The organism is Olsenella sp. Marseille-QA0557, from assembly GCF_965119725.1.
GTDB classification, from domain to species: domain Bacteria; phylum Actinomycetota; class Coriobacteriia; order Coriobacteriales; family Atopobiaceae; genus Coprovicinus; species Coprovicinus avistercoris.
In genome coordinates, this window is sequence record NZ_CBCPMI010000001.1 from 1 (window position 1) to 23,806 (window position 23,806).

Sequence of the window (23,806 nt, forward strand, 5' to 3'; positions counted from 1 at the left end):
CAGCTCAAGGTTTACGCGCCGTAGCTCGCGTACCGGAAGCAGTTGCTGCTAATGCTATGACTTTCGATGTGGAAGTTCAGCAGGGAGACCGCTGCGACCAGGAGCGATCGGGACGTTGTTGGATGTTTGCTTCGCTCAATACGATGCGTTTCCGCATTATCCAAAAGTACAACCTTAAAACATTTGAGCTTTCACAGGCCTATCCCCTGTTCTTTGACAAGCTTGAGAAGTCCAACTGGTTCTTGGGCAACATTATCGACACGCTGGATGAGCCGCTGGATAGCCGCCTTGTAGCATTTCTCCTTACCGACCCCATAGGCGATGGTGGTCAGTGGGATATGTTCCGCGCACTGGTACGGAAGTACGGTGTTGTGCCCAAGGAAGCCATGCCCGAAACAGCATGCTCGCGCAACACTTCAGATCTCGACCGGTATCTCACGCGCTATCTGCGCGCTTGCGCAAAACGACTGCGCGATGCACATGCCGCCGGCTCTAACAGCGACGAACTCGCCGCTATGCGCAAGGACATGATGGGTAACGTTTGGCATTTGCTTGCCGTATGCCTGGGCGAGCCACCCGAGCACTTTGAAGTTCGTCTGCGCGATAAAGACAACAAGCTTGCACTTGCTGGCAGCTTTACGCCAAAGGAGTTCTTTGCCGAAGCCGTGAACATGAACCTGGACGACTATATTTCTCTTATCTCCGCTCCTACAGCAGACAAGCCCTTTGGACACACCTACACCGTTTCGCGCTTGGGAAATGTTGTAGAGGCAGGTCAGGTACGCTACCTCAACCTGGAGCCCTCCGAGCTCAAACGTGTTGCTATCGCCCAGCTCAAAGATGGCCTGCCTGTATGGTTTGGCTGCGATGTTATGCAGAGCTACCTGCGCGACGAAGGCATTATGGACACCGCCGCTTTGGATATCGACTCCCTCTTTGGCTTTGAGGTGGAAGGCGCACTCGATAAGGCTGCACGCCTGGACTATGGCGAGTCTCTCATGACACACGCTATGGTATTGGAAGGCGTAAACCTCGATACTCACGGCAATCCAACGCTGTGGAAAGTCGAGAACAGCTGGGGTAAAGACCATGGCCGCAACGGCTTTGACACCATCTCCGATGCATGGTTTGACGAGTATGTTTACCAGGTGGTTGTTGACAAGAAATACCTCACGCCCGAGCAGCGTGACATCTATGACAACGAAGAGCCTACGGTGCTTGCCCCGTGGGATCCCATGGGATCACTTGCTTAAAAAGGAGTACGTATGAGTATAGATGCAGCATCTACGGCAATTATCCCTGAACAGGTTTCTGACCTCTCCCGTGTATTTTCCGAAAGCCGCGCCAATCGCATTGCCCGCAATGCCGTAACCTCGTCCGACATAGTTAAGGCGGCGCGCAATCCCAGCGCCATGCGTACGTATCGCGATACGTACGGCATTAGTCGTAAACGCACCGGACAAGTTACCAACCAGCGCCAATCGGGACGTTGCTGGCTGTTTGCCACTTATAACGTAGCCCGCGCTAAAACTATGGAGTTGCTCGACGTAGACTCCTTTGAGTTTTCGCAGGCTTACGGCATGTTTTACGACAAGCTCGAGAAAGCCAACGCGTTTCTCTGCCACATCTGTCAAACTGCCTCGCTGCCTATGGGAGACCGCTCAGTAGCATGGTTGTTGGACAATCCTATTAGCGACGGTGGTGAATTTCGTTTTGCCGCCAACCTCATCGCTAAGTGGGGCTTGGTACCTAAAGATGTAATGCCAGAAACGGCATGCTCGAAGAATTCGTCGCAGATGAACACGCAGCTTGAGCGCCTGCTGCGCCACGATGCCGTAATTTTGCGTAAACATGCAGCTCAAGGAGCTTCTGCTGATGAATTGGCAGACCTTCGTAAGGAAATGCTCGCTGGGGTGCACCGTATACTGAGCGTGTGTTTAGGTGAGCCCCCAGAGCGCTTTGATTTTGAGGTTGCAATTGGCAAGGATGCACAGGTAAACACCGGTGTTATCAGCGAGGTCCTTCCAGGAGAGCAGGCCAAATCTGACACGGACGATTCTGCCGACAATGCCAGCACTTCTCCACGGCGCATTCTACGTGACATGAATATCACGCCGGTTGAGTTTCGCGATCGCTATGTGCCATTTGATCCTGCCAATTACGTTGAACTTATCTCTGCGCCTGGTGAGGAGCATCCATTCAACCATCTCTTTGGCATTCCTCTTATGGATACCGTTGTAGGTGGCGACCGTTGGCGCTTCCTCAACGTGGAACCCACAGTTGTTGAACAGGCTGCTATCGCCAGCTTGAAAGCAGGTGTGCCTTGCTACATGGCTTGTGATGTAATGCAGCAGTTTGGTCGTAATCTCGAGGATTTCCCTGGGGTACTTGCTTGCGACACCATGGATTTTGAGGGCTTGTTTGACGTGGATCTCTCCATGACGCGCGCAGAAATGTTTGATTATCACGAGACTTCGTTTACTCACGCCATGACATTCCAGGGCGTAGAGCTTGACGGCGATGGCTCTCCGCTCGCTTGGCGTGTTGAGAATAGCTGGGGTAAAGATGCATGTAAAGACGGCTATCTCATTATGAGTGCAGACTGGTTCCGCACCTATGGCGCCAATGTGGTGGTTGAGCGTCGCTTTGTAGATGACGCCACTCTCAAGCTATGGGATACACTTCCTATCGAAGACACGACACCCTGGAGTGGGCTGGGCACCGCTTTTAGCAAGAAATAGCGCCGGTGCTGCAATTTAGTTGCAGTCGCTGTGCAGCGCCCGGGAGTAGCCCAGAATAATCTTGAGTAATTTCGAGGGCCGTATACTCGCTCTGCGATTTGAAAGCCGCAGGGCGAGTATGTTTATGCGAACACAGCCTTGCGACATTAAGGCGAGAAGAAAAATGAGCGCACCACTTCGTGGCGATTGTGGTAAGGCCTGCGGGCGTGGGTACGCAGCAAGCATTCGCACATACCATTTCACTTCGATTGTGGTAAGGGTTTCGGGCATGAGTGCCATCCCATAATGATTGTGGTAAGAGTGGCCAGCTCTATGGAAGTGATAAGTGCCACAAACGTGCTCGTTTGGTCGTATTTTGAGGATATGTACCATTTCACATCGATTGAGTACACTCTGGCTTTACCTAAAACGTCCTCGTTTGGTAAAAACAACGCTCTTCTTACCTCAATCGATGTGAAATGGTCTCAAAAACCCTCTTTTACAAGCTCTCTTGCTACTCTCGTTTACCACAAACGTTATGGAATGGTATGCGCAGCTGTACGCTTACCACATTCGACATGGCATGGCACGCTCGCGCACGCACAGCCCCGCAAGCCTACCTCAAACGCAGTGGCATGGTACGCGCGAGCATGCACACGCGACCCCGCCCACTTACCTCAAACGCTGTGAGATGGTAAGGCACGGCATCGTATCCCGTTACAAGGCACAACGCCACACCTGTACGCACAACCATCAGCAGCGAAAAGTGCCGTCAGTTTTAGTAGATATTAAACTCCGAAATAACCGTATCGTCGTAATAGCTACCAGGACGAACCTCAAGAATTTCTACTCGAACGTAGCTGGTAAGATGCGTATTCTCAAAAGAAGCTGCCTGCATTTCTGTTCCTGACGTCAGAGAATCTTGCAGCGTCATTTCCATTGAAGCACCATCCGATAAGGACACACGAACGCGCGTTGGGCAGCCATTCTGTTCAAACAGTTTTTGCGACTTTGCATAGCCGGGACATAAAGCAACGCCGAACACTTCCTGCGGAGAAGAGAAATTGATCTGGAACCACTGCCCTACACCCGGGCCGTCTACACCCTCGGCCCAACCGGTACCCAGATCTCCATCTATCAGATTGTCTGGACCGTAATAGCTCGTTACATTGTCACCGGCAAGCGTAGAACTTGCTTCGGTTGAGGAAACAGCAGCCATTCCTTGCTGAGCAGAGCTTGTAGAATCTGAAGCGCTATCGCTCGAGCTGTTGTTCTGTGAATCCTTCTGCGCAGTCCCCTCATCCGCAGACTCGTTATCCTGCGTATCGCTCTCGTCTTTATCGTCAGACGTTTCTTTCTCTTCATCCTCTTTGTTTGCATCTTGCTCTGTGTTTGCGTCCTCCTCTTCATGTGTATCGGAAGACTCATTCGCAAGCCAGGGCAACGGCAAGCCTGGGCCCAAGAAATGGTAAGCCGTAAGGCCACCTGCAGCGAGTAGTACTACGCAGAGAATAACCACAGCAATAATGGGTCCGCGAGAACGCTTGCGCCGCGGCGGTTCGCTTGGCACAAAGGGCGGCTGACTTTCCGTTGGCTGTTGCTGCACAGTTGGCTGTTGTTGGACACTGCTCCCGTAGAGCGGCTGTGTGAAATCAGGCGTTTGAGCATTGGGTACCGTGTTGCCCGGAACTGCATCGGCTGAAAAAGCACTATCAGCTGTAGGAGTAGAAGGATCTTTTTCGTTGGCCACAGCAGTTGACGCGCCGCAATTGGTACAAAACGCTGCATCATCAGGAATTTGTGCACCACACTCAGTACAAAACATCAGATCCTCCGTATACATATAAGCCATTTTGACAACGGCTTTATCTCACTATTTGCCAAATGCCCAAGCGCACTTAGACTAAAACTCGGAGAACATCGGATTGCCCACCTTGCAGACATCCTCGCCAGCCATAAGTTCGCACATGGTATCTACAAACGCTTGTTCTTCTCCGGAACGAAAAGCGCAGGTAAGCTGTACGTCCTCTGCAAAGATAGTATCGCATATATGTCCCGAGCAATCCGACACAAGCCGTTCAACACGGCCATAGGCAGCATACGGAAGCACACACGTTACGCGAGTCACCAGAGTCATTTCTACGATGCCGCCAGCTTGTGCCGCACTATCTACCGCAGCTTGTATAGCCGCTGTGTACGCACGTACTAAGCCTCCAGGCCCCAGCAGCGTGCCACCAAAATATCGCGTTACCACACAGCACACGTCCGCCAAACCAGCACCACGCAACACCTCCAGCACCGGCATGCCTGCCGTACGCTGTGGTTCACCATCGTCGGAACAGCGCTCGCGACCGTCTACCAAAATCCATGCGGGTACATTGTGACGCGCATCGTGATGACGCGCGCGTACTTGGGCGAGAAAAACCTCAGCTTCTTGCTCGGATGAAACGTGTACCAGCTGCGCGATAAAGCGGCTTCGCTTTTCGACTATCTCGGCAGAATATTCGTTGCCCTGCCGAAGCGTTGCGTATCCTTCGCGCATGTATAACTCCCTGAGTTCGTATTTCCTCATATTATATGGTGCCTGCAGACATACAAGCATGCTACAATCTCACGCGCGAGGTGAGCTAGACGACCGCGGGGCGCACGAGCAATCGTGTGTCATGAGGAAAGTCCGGGCTCCACAGGGCAGGAAGCCGGCTAACGGCCGGGCGGGGTAACCCGACGGAAAGCGCCGCAGAAAAGAAGACTCCCACTGGCGAAGAAAGCGCTCACGCGCTGAAACGCAAAGAGAAAAGCTGAAACGGTGGTGTAAGAGACCACCAGCGTCGTGGCAACACGGCGGCTTGGCAAGCCCCTTCCGGAGCAAACGCAAATAGGAGCGCCATGGTGTGGCCCGCACTGCGCTCGGGTTGCGCGCTCGAGACGGTTGGCAACGACCGTTCTAGATAAATGGCCGTCCACGACAGAACCCGGCTTATAGGCTCACCTCGTGTTTTGTTTGTTTAGTTGCCCCTCTGATGATATGCGGTGGTGCAAGCAGTGGTGCAACGCAGTGGCGAAGCAACGGCGGCAGCCGGCCCACTTCTGGCAATAGCTCCTACAGCTTTACTACCCGTGTTCCATGGACTTCAGATACACCTATCTGCTGTGCAACAGATTCAGCGTTTTCCCAGGTAACTCCGCCGCCTGGCAAAATAGATATGCCAATACGCCTGCTCTGCTCAGCAAGTGTTTTTAGATGCGTAAGAGTACTTGAAATAGGCTGTGAAAGCGCGCCACCGTGAGTAAGAACCCGGTCAACGCCATGAGATGCAAGCCAAGTAAACGCATCAGATTGCGCTTCTTGATGAATTTCATCAAATGCCATATGGAAAGTGACAGATAAGATCCGCTCATTTGGAGCATGAGCTGTGTCTAACAGCAGGTTTGTTGCTGAGGTATCGAGCAATTGATTGCGTATACAACCGAAAACAACACCGTCTGCTCCGAGTTTTCTCGCCCATTCAATATCATGACGCATAATCTCAAGTTCATCGGCAGAGTACGAAAAATTACCCCCACGAGGGCGAATCATAACCATCACACTTGCTGATACAGCATGCGCATAAGAGCATGCAGCCTGAATAACACCTGCTGAGGGAGTTGTACCTCCGCAGGCAAGGTTGTCGCATAGCTCAATGCGTTCTGCACCAGCTGCTAAGGCTTGTAGAACGAGCTCGACATTTTCAGCGCAAAACTCTTTTCAGAAGCATGCTAGCTCCCTATCCTGCAAATTCTTGAGAAATGAAATTCTTCATCACTATGCCATATTGCATCCAAAAGTATGCGCTGAGAGATCAAGTGATCTCCCGCATTTCTCGCCCTCTGTTGTTCGTAAGGCCCTTTTTCTAGAACTTTGCATCGTCTAGAGACGTGGGCTCCTTACAAAGTATTGGCTCCCTCTTGATTTGCCGTTCCTCCATTTGTGCATTTCGTACAAACCGAAACACCCCTAATTCAGAGGGGGGGTGCGCCCATAATCCTGGAGACCTTGTCATCTCAGGAGATGGATATGACCTACCCTCAAGAAGTTGTAAATAACGTCCTTGGATATCTCCGCTCAGGACATACCGTAAGACAGGCAGCTGAAAAGTTTGGAGTTAGCCCTTCTATTGCTGCACAATGGCGCAGAACCTATGATGGCAAACTCAAAGATGTGCCCCCCATAAAGTACAATATTCTCAAGAGGTGGTAAGACTTGCTCTTGGTCTTGCATATGGCGGTTTCGGATTTAAGCTCGGTGAAGTTGCTCATATGTTGGGAATATCAGCAAATACTATCTCTCAGTGGAAAAAGAAGTACCTTGTAGGTGGGCATATGGATATTCCTAAGGTCACTCAGGGTGAATTAAAGCACTTGAGTGCAGATGATCTTGAAGCAATGACACTTAAAGATCTCAAAGCCTATATTCACAAGCTTGAGCTTAAGAATGCCATCCTCGAAGAGAAGATGAAACTTTTAAAAGCAGAGGGCATCGACAAGCTCAGTAATAACGAACTTTCTGTACTTGTCGATGCCCTTTCCCAACGATTTGCAAAAACAGAGATTCTCAAGGCTCTTGGTATGTCCTCAAGTAGCTACTACTACACCAAGACAAAGAGCAAAAGACCTGATAGGTATGGCGCAGCACGAGCTGCCATAAAAGAAGAGTTTTACCGTGTAGGAGGAAGACGAGGATACCGCTATATACGGCAGCGTCTCCGTATGCGAGATGTCCCTATTATTCTTTCAGGAAAAACGGTACGTCGTCTTATGGCCGAAGAGCACTGCCATGTCTCATATGCCTGCAAGAGACGTAGGTATACCTCCTACAAAGGAGAGATAAGTACCGCCCCTGAAAATATTGTTTCTCGCAACTTTCATGCAGATGAGCCTAACAAGCTCTGGCTCACCGATATTACAGAGCTTCATATTCCTCAGGGTAAAGTCTATCTCAGCCCCATTATCGATTGCTTTGACGGGATGCCTGTAGCCTGGAAAAGCAGTACTCATCCCAATGCAGACCTTGTTAACTCCATGCTGGATGAAGCAGTAAAACAACTTGGTAGTACAGATCATCCCGTCTGCCACAGTGATAGAGGGTGTCACTATCGCTGGCCTGGCTGGATCGATCGCTGCGATAAATATGGCATCACTCGCTCAATGTCACACTTAGGGTGCTCGCCAGACAATGCTGCAATGGAGGGATTCTTCGGCAGACTTAAAAACGAGTTTTTCTACGACAGGGACTGGAAGGGAGTGAGTATCAAAGACTTCATGGATCAGCTCGACAACTATATGCTCCATTATAGAAATACCCGTATTAAAGAATCCCTCGGTTGGATGAGCCCGGTACAGTACAGAAGGTCACTTGGTATTGCAGTTTAGCCTCTCCAGTTTTTGGGGCGCATCCCCGGGAACACAAATGAAATCAGGCAACTAAACTAGAAAACCCTTTTCCACCAACTAACAGGAAGAGCTTTACGATACAAACGTGTGCCAGAAAAGGCATTCACATACATCTGCTAGGTAACTTTGGCGAAGGCACTGACGTTGGGAGCATATAATTGTGCTTCCAGAATGCAAGATATGGGATTAAGGCGGTAAGCAAATCGGCATGGGTAGAGGCAAAGACAAGGGCAAGATAATCATTGAGCCCGGAGTCAACGTATGGCCTCACGAGCTAAAGACAGCGGAGGCACTGGCAATGGCGGGCTACACCGTTGAGTTCGTACGGCGCAGTGAGCAGAAGCGGATGCACTCAGCAGACGTGCTGATAGACAACGAGCTTTGGGAATTCAAAGCACCAACCTCAGACAAAGTGTCCGCAGTAGATAAGAATGTGCGCAAGGCATTGCATCAGGCAAAGCACGTAGTGTTCGACTCTCGCCGAATGAAGAAAGTGTCCGACATCCAGATAGAACACGAGTTGCGCAAGAGTGCGCAAGTTCTGCGCAGTATGCGGCATTTGGTTTTTGTGAACCGTCATGCCGAGGTGATTGACATCAAGTAGGAACCGGATACTATACAGTTAGCAAAGCGCCCGAACGGTGTGTAATACACCTACCTCCGGCGCTTTCTTCATGTCTGTAGCTTAAATTCAGGGTTAAAGGACAAAAAATGTGTCCGATTTATCCCAATCTGAGCAGGTAGACGCCTAAAAATAGGGCGCTCAATCTCCGTCGACATAATAGGTAACTTTTTTCACTGTGCCGTCCACGAGCCCTTTAGTGCATCATATATCTCATTCATTGGCACGCATGTCAATGAGCAGTTCGCGCAAGGCCACCGGAAGCAGATATGCGTGGTCGTTAAAAAACAGACTCAGTCGATGTTTCCAGCTAAATCGTACGGGAACGAGATAACCCTTAACAGCTTCAATCCCTCCAACGTCGAAAGCCGACCAGAACTCTTCCTCTTTCGGATTGGCAGGAAACGCAGACCGCAAGGGCCCGTTGCCTTTAACAGCCTCGGAAAGCGACTTCTTAATCGTATGGAGACCCGTAAGAAGCTCGACGACGCTTTTTCCTTTTGGAGTATTGGCCAGAACGAGACTGATACCCTCCTCCGTGTTTCTGTTCCTTCTCGTCTCGGAAACGTATCCCCAGAAGTCAGCCAGCGTTATATCGCTCACGCGCCCTGTTCCAACGTACGGACACTCATGGCATACCTCCTGCGTGATGTAGTCACCGAGAAATGCCCGCAGGTAGAGATCTTCGACTGTGCACCATGCACGGAGACGGTGTTCAGTCTTGAATGTCAATTCAAGACTGAACACCGTCCATGATGGCTCCTTCTTACGAAAGCGTGCGCCGATGATCTCATCACCCTCCTCCCACTCGCGGTAGTCGAGATACGCGCGCCAGAACCGAGGAGAGGGCGCACCGTGGCACAGGACGTCAACAAGGAGAAGGCTGTCTGCGTACCTGCTCCCGGCGACGCGTCGCATGGCGTCGACTTGGCAAGATACCCCCGTGAACAAAACCTCCTCGCCGCCCTGCAGGTGGGCAAGGCATTCGGCAATCGCCTCTGAAACATCGCTTTGCACGTACTTCGAGCCCCGCATGTCATCTACGACTTCTCGATCACGGGTCACGACATGTCGCACAACCATGTCTTGACCCATCACCGCCCCGCAAACCCAGCCGCCCCGAGCGAGAACGGCGTCAGCGACGAGCATGAACGCACCGCCGGATGTCGCCTTCGCCCTGTCGTCGGCGTCCTTGTCCCATGCTGCCAAAGTCGCCAGCGGCTCGGTCTTCTGGGTTGCCGCGCCCACGGCCGGGCAAGCGAAGGCGCACGCTCCGCAGTCCCTGCACCTCTCTGCATTCACGTCGGGGCGGTAGAAGCCCTTGGCATCGGGAACCATGCTAATCGCCCCAAAGCCGCATGAGGCATAGCATGCCCCACATCCCATACACTGCTCGGGCGCCGCAAGCTCGATTCGCGTTCCACTCGCTCGCATCATCTGCCCTCTTTCAGCAATCCGACTATTCGTTTCCAAGTATCCTGGTACCGTACTGCGGTGAATATGATCAGAACAGCAGAAACTCCCAGCGCGATCACGGTAGCCGAGGGTATGTCCAGGCTAAGGATGATCACTTCGGCGAAAAGGGCGCACAATCCGACTGCCTGATAGACGATGTCGATCCAGACCCGCACCAGCTTCCTGGTGTCAAAAGCCCGCAGAAGGGAGATCAGCGCGTAGGCGACAACGGCGCCGATGATAGGGCCCCACGCTCCGACGAAGCCGCTGAGCATCACCCCGACGGCGATGTTTGCGAGCGCCCCAACCAAGGTCGTAACGAAGATCATCCCGTTCTGCTTCGCCGCGTTATAGAGCGTGCCGAAGTAGGTCGAGTAACCGTTCATGACGGCCCCCAACATGAGGAGAGGGACAAATAGCCGTGCCTCGTAGAACTCGCCGCTGAGCATTATCTGGGAAAGGGGGTTGGTGAGCGCGATTACCAGCGATCCGGCGCAAAGCAGCGCCGACGAGAACACTCGCAGCACGGTTCCGAAAGACTCGTCTCTATCTCCAGAGGAGTACTCACGGGCCGAGAAGATCTGCCACGCCTGCTGAAAGATCGTAACGACCATGTTCATGACCGCCGGCAATTTCGAGGCGGCGGTGTAGAGTCCGGCAACCGCCGCACCCTCTGCGAAGAGGACCACATAGCGCCCTGAAAGGTTTACGAACCACCAGGCGAGAGCGTTGGGAATCATCGGGAGGCTGTAGCGGAGAAGCATCCGTATAAGGCTGCCATCGACGGCCCTTGGGGAGAAGTATCGCCATATCCTCGCCCCGTAAGCGACGATGACGATCTGGAGGAGCTGCGAGACCAGAAGCGCCGTCAGGTATCCAGAGACGCCGGATCCGAAGACGCCGAGCAGCAGGTAGCCCAAGATGCAGAGCGCAAGCGTGCTTGCCACGCCGGACGCCGCGTAGAGCTTGGTCATTCCAAGCCCCTTAGCAAATTGCATGCACACCGCTCGAAAGGAGGAGGCAAGACAGAGTGCGACGAGGTACCAGGTGTAGTCAAATCCCGTGAGAGAGTAACCGGCAACGCCGACAGCCGCGACGACAGGCACCAAAGCAAGCGAAACGGAGAAGCTCGACGAGAACACCTCACGCTTGTTTGAGTCACGGTCGACCGCATAGCGGAAGACGCCCTCGTAGATCCCCAGGCAGCACATGGGGTACAGGAGCTCGGACATGTTGTTGACGAGCTCGCCAACGCCGTACTGCTCGGTGGTCAGCAACGCCGTATACATCGGCAGCAGGAAGAACTGTATGAGCTTGGTGAGCATATTGCCTGCAGCGAAAACGAACGTATCGCTCGCGAGGCTCAGGTAGCTCTGCTTCACGCAACCACCCCCAGGATGGAAAAACGAAACACAGTTACATCGCCTCGATGACATCTTTCAGCCCCTCGTAATAGGACACCGCGAACGCCGGGGCGGGAGCCCCGTCAGGATACCTCTCCATGAATCCTTTTGTGAGTGAGGGAACTTGCTCGAGACCTTCGGCGACGGCAATCGCCTCGTCTCCGGCATTCGTGAACCATTCGGCCTCTGAAGTCACCTTATGGTCTGTGGTGCGAAGCACTACGACCGGCGTTCCGGCAATTCGGGCGAAAATAGTTCCGTGGTAGCGGTCGGTTACAACCACCCTATAGCGAGAGTACGAAGCGATTACATCCTCGATGCGTCTCCAAGCCTCGTCAGAGTTCAAGTCGACGCCCCTCCAGTCAACGGTAGTGTCGGTTCGATCAAGAGGGCCAAGCGCGGAGAGTTTATCAGCCAATCGATCGATCTCTTTGTAGGAGTAGAGCTTCTCTCCGTCGTTTCTTGTGCAGAAGAGCAGACCGCCTCTCGGATCGCGGAAACAGTATCGTCCGATAAGCGAGGTGACAACGTCAGGGTAGAGGCGAACGTCAATGTCCGGGTAGAGCTCGCGCGCCTTTCCAGCGGACACAGGATCACGTGCTAGAAATAGGATACGGGGATGTTTGTTGATAGCACTAGCATCTTTCAACATTCCCCGCTTGCTCACGAACTCGATACTCGTCGGGAAGAAGACAACCCTGTTGTCTGGGAAAGCATCAGGGATCGCACGATGAGCGGTCTCATCCGGGTGCAGGCCGTCCATTGTATGCCCGCTTTGCATGACGATAAGGTCTTCCGGGCTGATGGCCTCGCGAATCGCCGAAATAGTTCTATGGACGCTACCGTTGAAGCAAGCACTCGGAATCTTGATAACTCGATACGTGGGGTAGTTTCGTGCCAGCCAGGATAGAATAACGAACTTCTGAGCCTGATCGCCAAGGTTTTGGTGCGTCGGCACACCAAAGTACCATATGTTGTGTTCATCTCTAGACGCGTTTTGCGAGATACACTTAAGGAGCTCACGATTGTTCTCCCTCAGCCTCGGAAACGCCAACGTAAATTTCAGCGATCTCACGATTGTACGATTAGCCGTTTTAGCTAAAGTGGAGATTACGGGGACCGATTTGATTGCCATTTTTAGTCGGTTATCCATCTTCTAGCCTTTTCTGGTCGTTTGCATTTAAGCGCATTGCCTAGGAGTACTAGACCCCCAACAATGCTTCAATGTTCGAAAAGTCGATTGCATATGGAATAACCCCTTGCCATTCGGGCCTGGTAAAACCAACTACCAAGAAATAGGCAAGAACTATCGAGCAAATCATTACTGACAGCAGGTTTCTTTCCTTTGATTCGGCAAACTTAAGCGCACAAGGGATTGACAGAATGGTGAAGATTTCAAAGTAGTAACCCAGCCTTCCAAAGATCTCGGCCTGCATCCCGGTAAGCTGGAACAACAACCAGAGCATCACCGCATGTTGGTAGACTGCCACCGACCCTTTTGCCGGTAAACCCTTCTTCTTTCCTATCTCTAGATAGTTCACGACAAACAGTGCAATGAAGGCAATGAAAGCCAGCTGGATAAGCGCGCCGAAGTAATTTGATGACATATACATGCTTCTGTACACCTCATCGCGACCAAGAACAAACCGCGCCGCGTTCATCACTATATCGTTGAATGCGAAAATGACGACAATGGCCGCAATTGCGTAAATAAGCAGATGTCTTGCCCTAAAGCCAAGTTCAGAAAGAGGTAACAGCACAAGTGTGATCAGCGAATACACATGGAACAGAGACGATGCGAGGATACATAAAACAAAACCTATATCTTTACGTTTGACGAGACACAGGAATGCTAACATCACTAGAGCGATGCACATTCCCTGTCTCATTACATTTAGATAGCTCGTAAAGATGTTTAGCGCAATAAATAGGTAACAACTTAGCGTAACGTTCTCGGAGAGACGATAGATCACATAACCGATCGGCACGTAGGTAATAACCGCCGTAGCAAACAGAAGCATCTGATAGTTACTCGATATTTGGTTTAAGAGAAGACAGAGCGCGGTGAAGCCGGGCTCGTATCTCTCAATTTGAAATGCATAAACACCTTCGATGTCGATACGTCTGTATGCTCGTACGAACTGCTCCGTATCGGCACCGACTGTATAGCTTCGGCAAGCCGCAACAACTATCAATATCACGAAGACGATGGAGACATATGTTGCCTTCGCCCTCTCCGAGCTAGAAGGCCTAATGATCACCGATAAGATTACCGCGGCAAACAGTAGCACTATATAGAAAAGCATCAGCAACTCACCTTACGCCCAGATGCTCGATATGCCCCGTCCAACCCGAAGGTGGAACAAACCGAAACATCGCAGGAACCTCGCCTATTTCGACATAAGGCCCTCCATTGATGCTACATCTGAGGCTATTGGCCCTCCCATCTATAAGCGGAAGCTCTTGAATATCAAACGCTTTCGCAATTGATGGCACCTTTTCGTAGTCAAACCCTATCAGCTTCGAAGCAATAACGTCTATGGCAACAGGGTTATTCCCGCAGATAAGTATTCCAGCCTCGACGCGGTCGGGTTCCAACGGACCCTCTCCCTCTCCTGCCACCACACCATCTACTATTGCGACATAACGACGAGCGACGGCTTCTCCTATGTTCCCTTTTGTATCCCCATAGAAAAGAATTTTGTTCAAATCGAGGATAGTTCTCCAAATTGTGTCATTCCCGTACCAGCTACCGTTTCTTACAACGGAGCGGTTGTCGCCCATGAGCTTCTTTGCCGCCCACTTCATGGGGACAAGCAGACGGGCAGCGATACGCGATGACCGGGCCAAACGCTTCGCCTTCTCGGTCATTGCGCCTTCAGCCTTTCGCGATGCCCCGCTAGAGGCAAATTGATCTCCTCCTATTTCCGGAGTGCCGGCAGTGTGATGAGGGAGAAGGTTTTTGTTTGTGCTTACCCCTACAAGGTTCTTAAGGCAGCAGGTCATCCCTGCCTTCTTGTGTGTCTTGAGCTTTGGGAGGTTCACAAAAACATCCGAGAGCATCACAGATGCGCCCATCTCGTATAGATTGTTTATACCATCATGCGCTCTGTTCGTTTCTGCCGTGTCGTAGCTTGCTCCGTAATAACCGCCTGGAGTAACCTTCTTTCCATGGAACTCGCTTAACCGGTCTTCGAGGTTGTACAGTATCTTTCCATCAGGATCTCCAGGCAACTGGAATGATTCAAGTATCACACCGTCTTTTGAGGTGTTCCAGCGCTCATTGCGCATGTCTACGAGGGAAAAGGCGACCCCGTTTTCTTCGCAGTGTTTGCGCCACCGCTCCAAAGGCATAAGCTCGATAATCTTACTGAAATCTGCAGGGGTCATCGGACTGTCCCCGAGGATTATCGACCCATTGCCCTGCAGTCTCTCCACGACGAGATCGAGCGTCGCAGTTATGACCGCCGGATGGGTGATCATCTGCTCCCATTCATCACGAGTCTGATGCCTTTCTTGAACCCAATTCGGCTTAATGAAGACCCTGTCACCCGGCCTCACGCAGTCCAAGACTGACGAATCCGCTATCGCGGCTCGCAGGCGTTCGATATCGTATTGCTGGTTCGTATAGCAATAGCAGCTCGTGCTCGCTAGCACTTCACCGCCCGCATACTTAGCTTTAATCATGCAACGCTCCTATAGAAATCGAGCAGAAGGGCGGACGACGATTTCAGTGAGTAGCCAGCATCGGCAACAGATTTCTCGCCGTCTGGATTCCTCCCTTTGAGGGCCGAGTCCATAAGCGCGCAGCTCCACTCCGACAGAGGCGCGCTCCTATCTACAAATGACGAGACATTTGCTATATCCGCCTCGGCGGGAACGTCGCATGAGAATACGCACCTGAGACCCGCTGCCTGCGCTTCAACCGCAGCAACGGGTAACCCCTCACAAAGCGAGGGCATCGCCAAAACATCCATGACCGAGTAGAGTTTATTGACGTCTTCTCTAATTCCTAGAATATGGACTTTTTGCTGCAACCCCATCTGCATAACGAGCCTCATAATCTTTTCCTCTTCAGGCCCGCTACCTGCAATAATCAGCTCTGCATGGTTTTCCGTTTTTAAAAGCTCTTGAAAGACCTTGAGCATGAACGGGTAGTTCTTCTGCTTCGCAAGGCGGCCAACGCATCCGATTACTGGAAAGGCGGATGGATTCGTAAGTACCTGACCTTTCAGGATTCGAGCCGCCTCTTCGTCGTACCGGAACTTGTCTACATCAATGCCGTTCCGAAATACTCGAAAGGGTTTTCTTCCGAATAGGTAGCGCCCCGCCTCCTCGGAGCACGCAAAGTTGTGTGTGGCGAACCTCTTGCCGTATTTGATGAGAGGGTAATTTCTAATCCGGCGGACTAGGTGCTCCGAACTCGTAGCAAGATGGCTGTGGATGATCCTGGTTTTTATCCCGGCATTCGCTGCCGCCCTGAGAACGCAAAACGCCGTGTTGGGAACATGGCAGTGGACAATGGAGTAGCGATATGCCTCTCCGCCTATAAACCTGTTTACATATCTGATGTAACCAATGGGGTCTTTTGCCACGTTGGGCGCTTGGATCATCCTCGAACCCGACGCCATAGCCTCTTTCTCGAATGAAATTTTCGAAGGTATGTGATAGAGGAAATCGAACTCGAATTCCTCCTCATTAGACCCCGACATCATATTCCAGACGTAGCGCATGACCCCAGACTCTTTGCTCATCGCTGGGACTATTTGCAGTATTCGCTTCTTTTGGGATGTCATTTTTTAGCACCCCCCCCCTTTTTTTCGCGGGAAACGAAGCGATCGATCGCTTCCAGTAAAACACCAAGAATTCAGTTTTGTTTCCGCCCAATCTGAAGAACCTCCCCCCAACGTTTGATAAACTCATCGGTAAAATAAGGAAGCACGCCGACGGCGGGTGAGAATGTGAGTTCGCCGAAGTAGACCTTTCCGCCCCTCTCGTAGAGGTCGACCCTCACGAAATCGAAGTCAGATGAGAGCGTTCTGGCCATGTCAACCATTTCGGAAAGAGCGCTCGGTCTAGCGATTCCGGCGGCATTCTTCATGGAGCCTTGAAGCCCCTCAATGGCATTCCAGTCGAGGTCATAGAGATTGAGCTTGAGGGATTTCTCCCTGTTCGAACAGGTAAGCACGAACGAGGGCACACCGTTGAGGCAGTGGAACTTGTAGTCGATCACGCCATCCATACCACCTATGTACCGCTCTGCGTAAATTCGGTGCGGGATAAGCTTGTAATGTGGTTCCACGCATGCACGCGAGTAGTCACTCGCGAGCCATCTCTGGGCATGAGTGACCATGTCGTCAACATTTAATGTCGACTTGTCACGGCAGATGTAGTTCATCTCGCAACCGTGTGTGGCTTTGAGAACAAATTGATGTGGAAGAGCATCAACGTTTATGTCATCAGCGCTCGTCCAGGGACCACCACATAGCGGGATAAGAGCATCAGACAGACCTTTTTCCGCCACGTATCCTCTTACTTCGAACTTGTCGGTGAGACGCGCCATCGTTTCGCGATCGCCGTTGAGCTCGAGCCACGAGATCTTGTCTGCAAGGGTTTGCGGATTGACCAGATCGAGCCTGCGCCCATAACGGAAATGAGCATCGAACAATTTAGCTCGCCTTGTTCCGAGACAACGAGCAAGACCGTTGAGCAATCCCCTGTATACGTCTCTTCCGAATCCAGCTGACGTCACGACTAGTCCCTCCGAAATAGGTCGCGAGTGTAAACTTTCTCCGACACATCGGCAAGCTCGTCCGACCAGCGGTTGGCAACGATGAGGTCGCAGCGGGACTTGAACGTTTCGAGGTCGTGGGTAACCTCACTGCCGAAGAACTCGGGGGCGTCGAGCGTGGGTTCGTAGACCACCATCGGCACGCCCTTGGCCTTCACGCGCTTCATGATCCCCTGAATGGAGGAGGCGCGGAAGTTGTCGGAGCCGGACTTCATGGTGAGGCGGTAGACACCCACCACCGGCGCCGGGGTGCCGGAGTAGGTCAGCTTCGCCACGCGCTTGAGCACCTCGTCTGCGACGAAGTCCTTCCGAGTGCGGTTGGACTCCACGATGGCGGAGATGAGGTTCTCGGGGACGTCGCGGTAGTTGGCGAGCAACTGCTTGGTGTCCTTGGGCAGGCAGTAGCCCCCGTAACCGAAGCTCGGGTTGTTGTAGTGGGAGCCGATGCGAGGCTCCAGACACACGCCCTGAATGATCCGTTTGGCGTCGAGACCGCGAGCCGCCGCATAGGTGTCAAGCTCGTTGAAGTAGGCAACGCGCAGAGCGAGATACGTGTTGGAGAACAACTTCACGGCCTCCGCCTCGGTGGACTCCATGATGAGCACGGGAATGCCCTGGCTTCCGTCGGTGTTCTCGCGTTCCCGCTCGGCGGGAGCGGCACCCTCTTCCAACAGCCGTGCGACCCTCTCCGCAGCGCCTAGCAGAAGCTCCCGCTCGGAGTCGTCCCTCGGCACGCCGACGATGATGCGGCTAGGGTGCAGATTGTCGTAGAGGGCATGGCCCTCACGCAGGAACTCTGGGGAGAAGAGGAAGCGACCCTTTGGGTAGCGTGAGCACAACTCGTCGGTGTAGCCCACCGGCACGGTAGATTTAATTACCATAACCGCCTGCGAGTTGACCTCAAGCACGAGCTCGATCACCTGTTCCACGTAGGAGGTGTCAAAGAAGTTGCGGTCTGGGTCGTAGTTGGTCGGTGTCGCAATGACAACAAGCTCCGCCTGCGCGTATGCGGAGTAGCCGTCGAGTGTCGCCTTGAGCGAAAGCGGGTGCTCACCTGACTCCGCGTCCGCAAGAAACCGTTCTATCTCCTCGTCGCGGATAGGGCTCTTCCACCTGGCGAGCATATTCACCTTCTCCGGCACCACGTCTACAGCAGTCACGTCATTATGCTGCGCCAGAAGCACCGCGAGCGAGAGGCCAACATACCCCATGCCGGCAACGGCTATGTTCATGATTACTGCCTTCCTTTCTTGCCCGACGTCTGCTCTGTGTACAAGCGCTTCCACACCGCCAGCGCCGCGTAGCGCGCAAAGCAGTAGAGGCTCGTATGGAGCGGCAGGTGCTCGACCTCGCGGTAGAGTCGCCACACGCCCTGAGCCGCTTTAGCCTTGTTACTTGAGAGCGACCCCTCAACCCTGCGGTAGGCGCAGAGCACGTCGGACAGCCCGTAGCAGTTATGACCCGCCTTGAGCACCTGCAACCAGGTAGCAGCGTCTTGCCGTCGTCGCATAGCGGGCATGATGAGCAGCTTTCTATCCATACGAGATGTATCAGCCATGATTCCTACCGTCTGCAGCAGGTTGTGGGTGAGGAATCCCATGTAGTCGCACTTATCAAGCATGCGTACTGTGCGTCCAAGAGGAACGCCATCCTCGCCAATCACTTCGTAGGAGCAGCAAGAAAACGCTGCTTTGTAATCACTCATAAAAGCAATCTGGCGCTCCAACTTCTCCGGGTACCAAAGGTCATCGGAGTCGAGATAAGCGACGTAACGTCCGTGTGCATGCGCAAGTGAGTGGTTACGCGCTGCAGCAGCACCGCTATTCTCCTTGAGCGGGAGAAGATGCACGCGGGAGTCAACCTCAGCAATGTCGGCCACAATCTCACGTGTAGAATCAGTCGAACAATCGTCGGTAACGAGAAGCTCCCAGTCGCTCAAGGTCTGTTTCTGTACCGATCGAATCGCTTCTCTTATATGCCGCTCTGAGTTATAAGAGGGCATAATTACACTCACCAAAGGAGCCATCATTATCAGTTCCCCTGAGCAGTGAGCACGCAGCCCACGGTTTGTACGATTAACTTGAAATCAGCCCACGCCGAGCATTGCTTGATGTAGAGCAGGTCAAGATCAACCCATTCATCAAACGTGATGGAATCGCGGTTGCGTCGTGTTTGCCAATAGCACGTAAGCCCGCCTTTCACCAGCAAGCGCTGGCGCTCACGCGGGGTATACAGCGCAACCTCTTTCGGCAGTGGAGGTCGAGGCCCCACAATGGACATGTCACCTTTAAGGACGTTGAGAAATTGAGGCATTTCATCAAGAGAGGTCTTGCGAATGAGCCGACCAACACGGGTAACGCGCGGATCGTCGCGTATCTTAAAAACCGGCCCGGTTTTCTCGTTAAACGCCAGGAGCTCATCAAGCTGCAGTTCTGCGTCTGCTCGCATGCTGCGGAATTTATACATACTGAATTGCCGACCATCTTTTGTAACGCGTGTCTGCTTAAACAGAACCGGACCCTGTGGGTCATCCAGCTTTATTGCAAGCGCAACTATCACGTACAGCCAGCTAAAACACACCAGCACAACGGCGCTAAACACAATGTCAAAGGCACGCTTGATAAACCGGTATCCATACCGATGCACCAAACCTTGAGCAGCTGCTGTTGCCTCAGGATCTTCCCCGAACTTTTTCGGATCGATAGATCTTGAAACGGCAGTATCTGCAGGCGCCGCTGATATAGCGTCACCATGAGCCGCCATGCCTAAAGCACCTTCTGTTGTAGCAGCCACAATGGGTTCTACAACGGACATGTCTCTCTGTCTCATAAGACATCACCGTGCACAGAGCACGTCAGTTGCCGTTGTAGTTTCCTTGAAAACATGCAACCCCCCCCCGCACTTTTCGCGGGGTTTTTCCTTTCTTGGCTCTTCGTTCCGACGTTTCTCCTCTTGGACGCTCAAGCTGTTTAACAGGCGATCACGTTCGAAAATGAGCAGCTCGTACGCGGTATTCATTCCGTGCGCGAGCGAGATAGGTGTAGTGCTCAACGCGATGTGCGTCGCTCGCAATAAAGCTGTAGAGGTTTTCTTCGAAGAGCTTTTTTGCAGGCTTTTTCTCGTTTCCAAAACGCCCGCCAGCAATAAAATCCGCAGAGGCCTGCAACTTGCAGCCCATACGTACAAACTTGCGCGCAATTTCAATGTCGTTTTGCACTGCGCGATAGCGCTCAGGATGGGCGATTATGACAGTATAGCCCATGCCCTGAAGCTCAAATACCGTGCGCTCATACTCGGCAAATTGTAGATTGTCTGCCGTGGTAGAGAGCTCAAGCAAAAACTCTTTTCCACCATCAAAAGCGAGACGACTCGCCCACTCCATGCCCAAATCCATAAGCTTGGCATGGTTCACTTCAAAGCCCATGGTAAGCGGGAAACCATCTGCATGGCTTTTGAGCAGTTCAAAAGCGTCCCACATCGCGTCGTAATCAAAATACGGATCGCGGCAGTGAGGAGTGCACACAATACTCGTCACTCCCACGCTCTTGGCAGCTTCCAACATGCGCAAGCTTTCATCAAGATCACGCGCCCCGTCATCCACCCCCGGCAATATGTGGGAATGCATATCTCGCATTGCAGTACACCTCCTTTTGTGGTTAATGCATCCAGCTCAAATCGGATCTCATTCCATGCGCAGTACATCTCCCCCTACCTGCGCTTTTATCGGCACAGGAAGAGAGTTGCCTTACGAGGGATGTCGTCGTGAATTTGTGTACGGATCTATATCGCGATGTCGTGTGACAGGCTGAACTGGCTGTACGGTTTGTGCGGCAGCAAGAAACTGTGCTGTCGAAGAGGGATCAACCGAAGAAGCGGGCTTTGCTACATGTGATGACGAGACGTCCTTATCGGCAGACGCCGCAGCATCAAAACTTGTGGCACTGCGCTGTACAGGCATAAAAGATGATTTCTCAGCCTTGTGTTTGCGCACACGCTTGCCGTCTTCGTTGTAGTAGGCGTAGTAATACTCGTTGGCTTCCACCTTGCACATGTTCATAACCGCGCCAATTACATTGGCGTCAGCCTTCTTGAGCTGCGCGTATGCTTCAACAATTTCATTGCGATGAGCAAAGCGCTCGCGCACAACAAAAAGCGTGGCATCGGCCATAGCGGCTACCACTGCTGCATCAATAAAAGCACCCACAGGAGGCGTATCTATAACCACATAGTCATAGCTATCGTGCAGCGTTTTCATGAACTGCCGAAAGCGCTGAGAGGAAAGAATGTCCGCTGGGTTTGGAATGTTAGGCTCGCTATCCAAGAACCAAAGGTTGGTATACGGCGTGGATACTGCTGCACCTTCAAGACTTATCTGTCCTGCAAGCACGGCATATACGCCATAACGAGCATGGGCGCCAATACGCTCTGCGAGCGTACGGCGACGCATATCACATTCCACGATGAGTGTGCGTTTGCCAGACGATGCCATTGCTTGCGCAAGGTTATAAGCGACAGTGGATTTACCCTCGTGCGGAATCGACGAGGTAATCACCACGGTTTTTACCGGTTCATCCACACTGGCAAAACGTATATTGGCCAGCAAGGTTTTTACTGCGTTTTGAACAACCTGCTCTTCGGCAGCCTTTTTTGAGGTACGACGCATGCTAATTCACCTTCTTGAATTCAGGCACGCGCCCAACAACAGGTAGACCGAGCAACTCTTCTACCTGCTCGGCACTGCGAACGCGGGTATCCATCATGTCCATGACAACCACGGCGGCCACAGCAACAAATAACCCGGCCAGAGCCGCCACTACTACATACAGCGGACGATTAGGACCGCTGGGATTAACCGGAACTGAAGCTTCGTCAATAACGTTGACGCTTTGGACATCCATAACCTGTTGCGCCACATTGGACACCGTGGACGCCATTGCATTGGCTACGTTTGCCACACCGCGAGGATCTGACCCTGTTACAGAAAGCGTGATAACGCGCGTGGTAGTTTCGCTGTTTACGGAAATGTCGTAGTCACTCAGATCTGCCAGACCAAGAGAGGCTGCAGCATCATCCTTCACACGGTCGCTTTTCAGTAAAGTCACCGTGTCGTTTGCAAGCATTTGACTCGCACTGAGGTCGCTTGAAAGCTGCGAGTTGCTCTGCTCGTTGGTGGGTGCGAGCACATACATGCTGGTGCTGGCAGTATAGGTATCACGCAATAAGAAAAGGCTTACTACCGCTGTCACAAACACGCAGATGAGCGGGAGTGCTACCACAAATTTTATATGCTTGCGTAGAAGCGTTATGAGCTCCAGAAGTGTCATTGAATACCCTTCATGCACTGGAGCACTACTCGATGCATGCATCGCACCAAGAGTTACTCCTGACACTTTGGAAATGTGTTTATGTACACTTTTTCGCGCGCCATTTCATGACGTGGAAAGCTCTATCTATGAGTTGTGAAAACTGGTGATTTTTTAGGAAAAAGAGTGAGGGGACATATATAATTGCCTAAGTTTGAAAGTGTTGGAAAGGTGTACTTTTTCACGCGCCCGTACACATGTTAAAAAATCCCTCTTTATCTGCGGAAATGTAATAATCAATTGCAGCTAGTTAGCAACTGCTGTCACTATCTTGGCGCAACCACTTATTAAATGTACTGATGGAGACTTTCAGTTTTGCTGCAGCTTCACGCTTGGTAATTTCATGTCTCAAAAAGCTGTCCCGCAAAGAATAATAGTTCTGAGGACGGTGCTTTTCCGGCCTCCCAAAGCGAACGCCACGAGCCTTAGCCGCGGCAATACCTTCTGCCTGACGTTGACGAATATTCTCACGCTCAACCTGTGCCACATAGCTCAAAAGTTGGAGCACTATGTCACCAATAAGAACGCCTGTAATACCGCGCCCTTCCTGACGTGTATCCAGCAGTGGCATATCCAGTACAACTACTGCCGCGCCAATATGCTTAGTAATATCTCGCCACTGTTCGATTATCTCTTCATAATTACGACCAAAACGATCGATGCTCTTTACTACAAGCACATCACGCTGCTGCAGTAAAGCTTTCATACGTAACCATTGCGGCCGTTCAAAATCTCGACCACTTGCTTTATCTGCAAAGATCTCATCTACCCCAAAGGCTGAAAGCGCATCTACTTGTCTCGCAAGATTTTGGTCACGAGAACTAACTCGCGCATAGCCATATCTTTTTGCCAATAGAAAACCCTCCCTGTCTCTTTCATAAAACATCCCCTCATCTGCTGTTTTAGTCCAAGGCACATCCAAGAAGGTTTCCAGCACACGTGCATTCTGATTCTTTTTTGTCTTTCTCAGCAGTTATACTAGTATCTATAGAACATCTGTTCTCCTTTGTAAGGAGCTGTGA

The 23,806-nt window shown here is 52.0% G+C and carries 21 protein-coding genes, 1 other RNA gene and 1 pseudogene; 6 read left to right on the plus strand and 17 right to left on the minus strand.

The features are described 5' to 3' along the window. The coding region (locus tag ACQY6Y_RS00005; protein WP_428378257.1) for an aminopeptidase C at positions 1–1,253 on the plus strand (1,253 nt) is incomplete at its 5' end. Between the two features lie 12 nt (positions 1,254–1,265). Beyond that, on the plus strand, positions 1,266–2,741 hold the full coding sequence (locus tag ACQY6Y_RS00010; RefSeq protein WP_428378258.1) for an aminopeptidase C: 1,476 nt from the start codon (positions 1,266–1,268) through the stop codon (positions 2,739–2,741). 757 nt (positions 2,742–3,498) lie between these two features. On the opposite strand, the gene ACQY6Y_RS00015 is transcribed toward ACQY6Y_RS00010, so the two are convergent. Next, on the minus strand, positions 3,499–4,545 hold the full coding sequence (locus ACQY6Y_RS00015) for an NADase-type glycan-binding domain-containing protein (protein WP_428378259.1): 1,047 nt from the start codon (positions 4,543–4,545) through the stop codon (positions 3,499–3,501). A 78-nt stretch (positions 4,546–4,623) separates the two neighbouring features. After that, the gene (locus ACQY6Y_RS00020; protein ID WP_428378260.1) at positions 4,624–5,262 is read right to left on the minus strand and encodes an IMPACT family protein; all 639 of its coding nucleotides are present in this window, start codon (positions 5,260–5,262) and stop codon (positions 4,624–4,626) included. A 77-nt stretch (positions 5,263–5,339) separates the two neighbouring features. Here ACQY6Y_RS00020 and rnpB point away from each other — a divergent pair. Continuing rightward, an RNA gene (rnpB, locus tag ACQY6Y_RS00025) (RNase P RNA component class A) lies at positions 5,340–5,716 on the plus strand. Positions 5,717–5,820: 104 nt separating this feature from the next. Here rnpB and ACQY6Y_RS00030 read toward each other — a convergent pair. Next, positions 5,821–6,450: pseudogene (locus ACQY6Y_RS00030) on the minus strand (copper homeostasis protein CutC); the annotation flags it as partial. Positions 6,451–6,774: 324 nt separating this feature from the next. Between ACQY6Y_RS00030 and ACQY6Y_RS00035 the strand changes: the two are divergent. From ACQY6Y_RS00035 to ACQY6Y_RS00045, 3 genes are all read left to right on the plus strand, one after another. After that, positions 6,775–6,957, plus strand: a complete 183-nt coding sequence (locus ACQY6Y_RS00035) for a helix-turn-helix domain-containing protein (protein WP_428378261.1) — start codon at positions 6,775–6,777, stop codon at positions 6,955–6,957. Then, positions 6,951–8,129, plus strand: a complete 1,179-nt coding sequence (locus ACQY6Y_RS00040; RefSeq protein WP_428378262.1) for an IS3 family transposase — start codon at positions 6,951–6,953, stop codon at positions 8,127–8,129. The genes ACQY6Y_RS00035 and ACQY6Y_RS00040 overlap by 7 nt, the downstream gene beginning before the upstream one ends. A gap of 229 nt (positions 8,130–8,358) precedes the next feature. Further along, positions 8,359–8,754, plus strand: coding sequence for a hypothetical protein (locus ACQY6Y_RS00045; protein WP_428378263.1), 396 nt, complete (start codon positions 8,359–8,361; stop codon positions 8,752–8,754). 231 nt (positions 8,755–8,985) lie between these two features. Here ACQY6Y_RS00045 and ACQY6Y_RS00050 read toward each other — a convergent pair whose 3' ends face one another. From ACQY6Y_RS00050 to ACQY6Y_RS00115, 14 genes are all read right to left on the minus strand, one after another. Beyond that, positions 8,986–10,209: a Coenzyme F420 hydrogenase/dehydrogenase, beta subunit C-terminal domain gene (locus ACQY6Y_RS00050; protein WP_428378264.1), complete on the minus strand. Its 1,224-nt coding sequence runs from the start codon at positions 10,207–10,209 to the stop codon at positions 8,986–8,988. Continuing rightward, a complete protein-coding gene (locus ACQY6Y_RS00055; protein ID WP_428378266.1) occupies positions 10,206–11,609 on the minus strand; it encodes a lipopolysaccharide biosynthesis protein in 1,404 nt (467 codons plus the stop codon). Before ACQY6Y_RS00055 ends, ACQY6Y_RS00050 begins: the two co-directional genes overlap by 4 nt. 34 nt (positions 11,610–11,643) lie before the next feature. Then, positions 11,644–12,783: a polysaccharide pyruvyl transferase family protein gene (locus tag ACQY6Y_RS00060; RefSeq protein ID WP_428378267.1), complete on the minus strand. Its 1,140-nt coding sequence runs from the start codon at positions 12,781–12,783 to the stop codon at positions 11,644–11,646. A 49-nt stretch (positions 12,784–12,832) separates the two neighbouring features. Further along, positions 12,833–13,936 (minus strand): EpsG family protein, encoded by a 1,104-nt coding sequence (locus ACQY6Y_RS00065; protein WP_428378268.1) that lies wholly within the window; start codon positions 13,934–13,936, stop codon positions 12,833–12,835. 7 nt (positions 13,937–13,943) lie between these two features. Further along, the gene (locus tag ACQY6Y_RS00070) at positions 13,944–15,317 is read right to left on the minus strand and encodes a DUF362 domain-containing protein (protein WP_428378269.1); all 1,374 of its coding nucleotides are present in this window, start codon (positions 15,315–15,317) and stop codon (positions 13,944–13,946) included. After that, positions 15,314–16,363 (minus strand): glycosyltransferase, encoded by a 1,050-nt coding sequence (locus ACQY6Y_RS00075; RefSeq protein ID WP_428378270.1) that lies wholly within the window; start codon positions 16,361–16,363, stop codon positions 15,314–15,316. The genes ACQY6Y_RS00070 and ACQY6Y_RS00075 overlap by 4 nt, the downstream gene beginning before the upstream one ends. A gap of 134 nt (positions 16,364–16,497) precedes the next feature. Continuing rightward, the gene (locus ACQY6Y_RS00080; protein WP_428378271.1) at positions 16,498–17,298 is read right to left on the minus strand and encodes an ATP-grasp fold amidoligase family protein; all 801 of its coding nucleotides are present in this window, start codon (positions 17,296–17,298) and stop codon (positions 16,498–16,500) included. 86 nt (positions 17,299–17,384) lie between these two features. After that, a complete protein-coding gene (locus ACQY6Y_RS00085; RefSeq protein WP_428378272.1) occupies positions 17,385–18,653 on the minus strand; it encodes a nucleotide sugar dehydrogenase in 1,269 nt (422 codons plus the stop codon). A gap of 2 nt (positions 18,654–18,655) precedes the next feature. Next, complete coding sequence (locus ACQY6Y_RS00090) at positions 18,656–19,450, minus strand: glycosyltransferase family 2 protein (RefSeq protein ID WP_428378273.1); 795 nt, start codon at positions 19,448–19,450, stop codon at positions 18,656–18,658. 2 nt (positions 19,451–19,452) lie between these two features. Continuing rightward, complete coding sequence (locus ACQY6Y_RS00095; protein ID WP_428378274.1) at positions 19,453–20,235, minus strand: sugar transferase; 783 nt, start codon at positions 20,233–20,235, stop codon at positions 19,453–19,455. 166 nt (positions 20,236–20,401) lie between these two features. Next, positions 20,402–21,055, minus strand: coding sequence for a tyrosine-protein phosphatase (locus tag ACQY6Y_RS00100; protein ID WP_428378275.1), 654 nt, complete (start codon positions 21,053–21,055; stop codon positions 20,402–20,404). 111 nt (positions 21,056–21,166) lie between these two features. Further along, positions 21,167–22,084, minus strand: coding sequence for a CpsD/CapB family tyrosine-protein kinase (locus tag ACQY6Y_RS00105; protein WP_428378277.1), 918 nt, complete (start codon positions 22,082–22,084; stop codon positions 21,167–21,169). Position 22,085: 1 nt separating this feature from the next. After that, positions 22,086–22,745, minus strand: a complete 660-nt coding sequence (locus tag ACQY6Y_RS00110; RefSeq protein WP_428378279.1) for a YveK family protein — start codon at positions 22,743–22,745, stop codon at positions 22,086–22,088. Positions 22,746–23,034: 289 nt separating this feature from the next. Further along, positions 23,035–23,721, minus strand: coding sequence for a recombinase family protein (locus tag ACQY6Y_RS00115; protein ID WP_428378280.1), 687 nt, complete (start codon positions 23,719–23,721; stop codon positions 23,035–23,037). Between the last annotated feature and the right edge of the window lie 85 nt (positions 23,722–23,806).

Bases quoted from the DNA above. Each gene is read 5' to 3' on its own strand.
- ACQY6Y_RS00110 (WP_428378279.1), bottom strand. From the start codon at position 22,745: ATGACACTTCTGGAGCTCATAACGCTTCTACGCAAGCATATAAAATTT.
- ACQY6Y_RS00100 (WP_428378275.1), bottom strand. From the start codon at position 21,055: ATGCGAGATATGCATTCCCACATATTGCCGGGGGTGGATGACGGGGCG.
- ACQY6Y_RS00050 (WP_428378264.1), bottom strand. From the start codon at position 10,209: ATGATGCGAGCGAGTGGAACGCGAATCGAGCTTGCGGCGCCCGAGCAG.
- ACQY6Y_RS00060 (WP_428378267.1), bottom strand. From the start codon at position 12,783: ATGGATAACCGACTAAAAATGGCAATCAAATCGGTCCCCGTAATCTCC.
- ACQY6Y_RS00085 (WP_428378272.1), bottom strand. From the start codon at position 18,653: ATGAACATAGCCGTTGCCGGCATGGGGTATGTTGGCCTCTCGCTCGCG.
- ACQY6Y_RS00035 (WP_428378261.1), top strand. From the start codon at position 6,775: ATGACCTACCCTCAAGAAGTTGTAAATAACGTCCTTGGATATCTCCGC.
- ACQY6Y_RS00065 (WP_428378268.1), bottom strand. From the start codon at position 13,936: ATGCTTTTCTATATAGTGCTACTGTTTGCCGCGGTAATCTTATCGGTG.
- ACQY6Y_RS00075 (WP_428378270.1), bottom strand. From the start codon at position 16,363: ATGCGCTACGTCTGGAATATGATGTCGGGGTCTAATGAGGAGGAATTC.
- ACQY6Y_RS00105 (WP_428378277.1), bottom strand. From the start codon at position 22,084: ATGCGTCGTACCTCAAAAAAGGCTGCCGAAGAGCAGGTTGTTCAAAAC.
- ACQY6Y_RS00095 (WP_428378274.1), bottom strand. From the start codon at position 20,235: ATGTCCGTTGTAGAACCCATTGTGGCTGCTACAACAGAAGGTGCTTTA.
- ACQY6Y_RS00020 (WP_428378260.1), bottom strand. From the start codon at position 5,262: ATGCGCGAAGGATACGCAACGCTTCGGCAGGGCAACGAATATTCTGCC.
- ACQY6Y_RS00090 (WP_428378273.1), bottom strand. From the start codon at position 19,450: ATGATGGCTCCTTTGGTGAGTGTAATTATGCCCTCTTATAACTCAGAG.
- ACQY6Y_RS00070 (WP_428378269.1), bottom strand. From the start codon at position 15,317: ATGATTAAAGCTAAGTATGCGGGCGGTGAAGTGCTAGCGAGCACGAGC.
- ACQY6Y_RS00015 (WP_428378259.1), bottom strand. From the start codon at position 4,545: ATGTTTTGTACTGAGTGTGGTGCACAAATTCCTGATGATGCAGCGTTT.
- ACQY6Y_RS00010 (WP_428378258.1), top strand. From the start codon at position 1,266: ATGAGTATAGATGCAGCATCTACGGCAATTATCCCTGAACAGGTTTCT.
- ACQY6Y_RS00045 (WP_428378263.1), top strand. From the start codon at position 8,359: ATGGGTAGAGGCAAAGACAAGGGCAAGATAATCATTGAGCCCGGAGTC.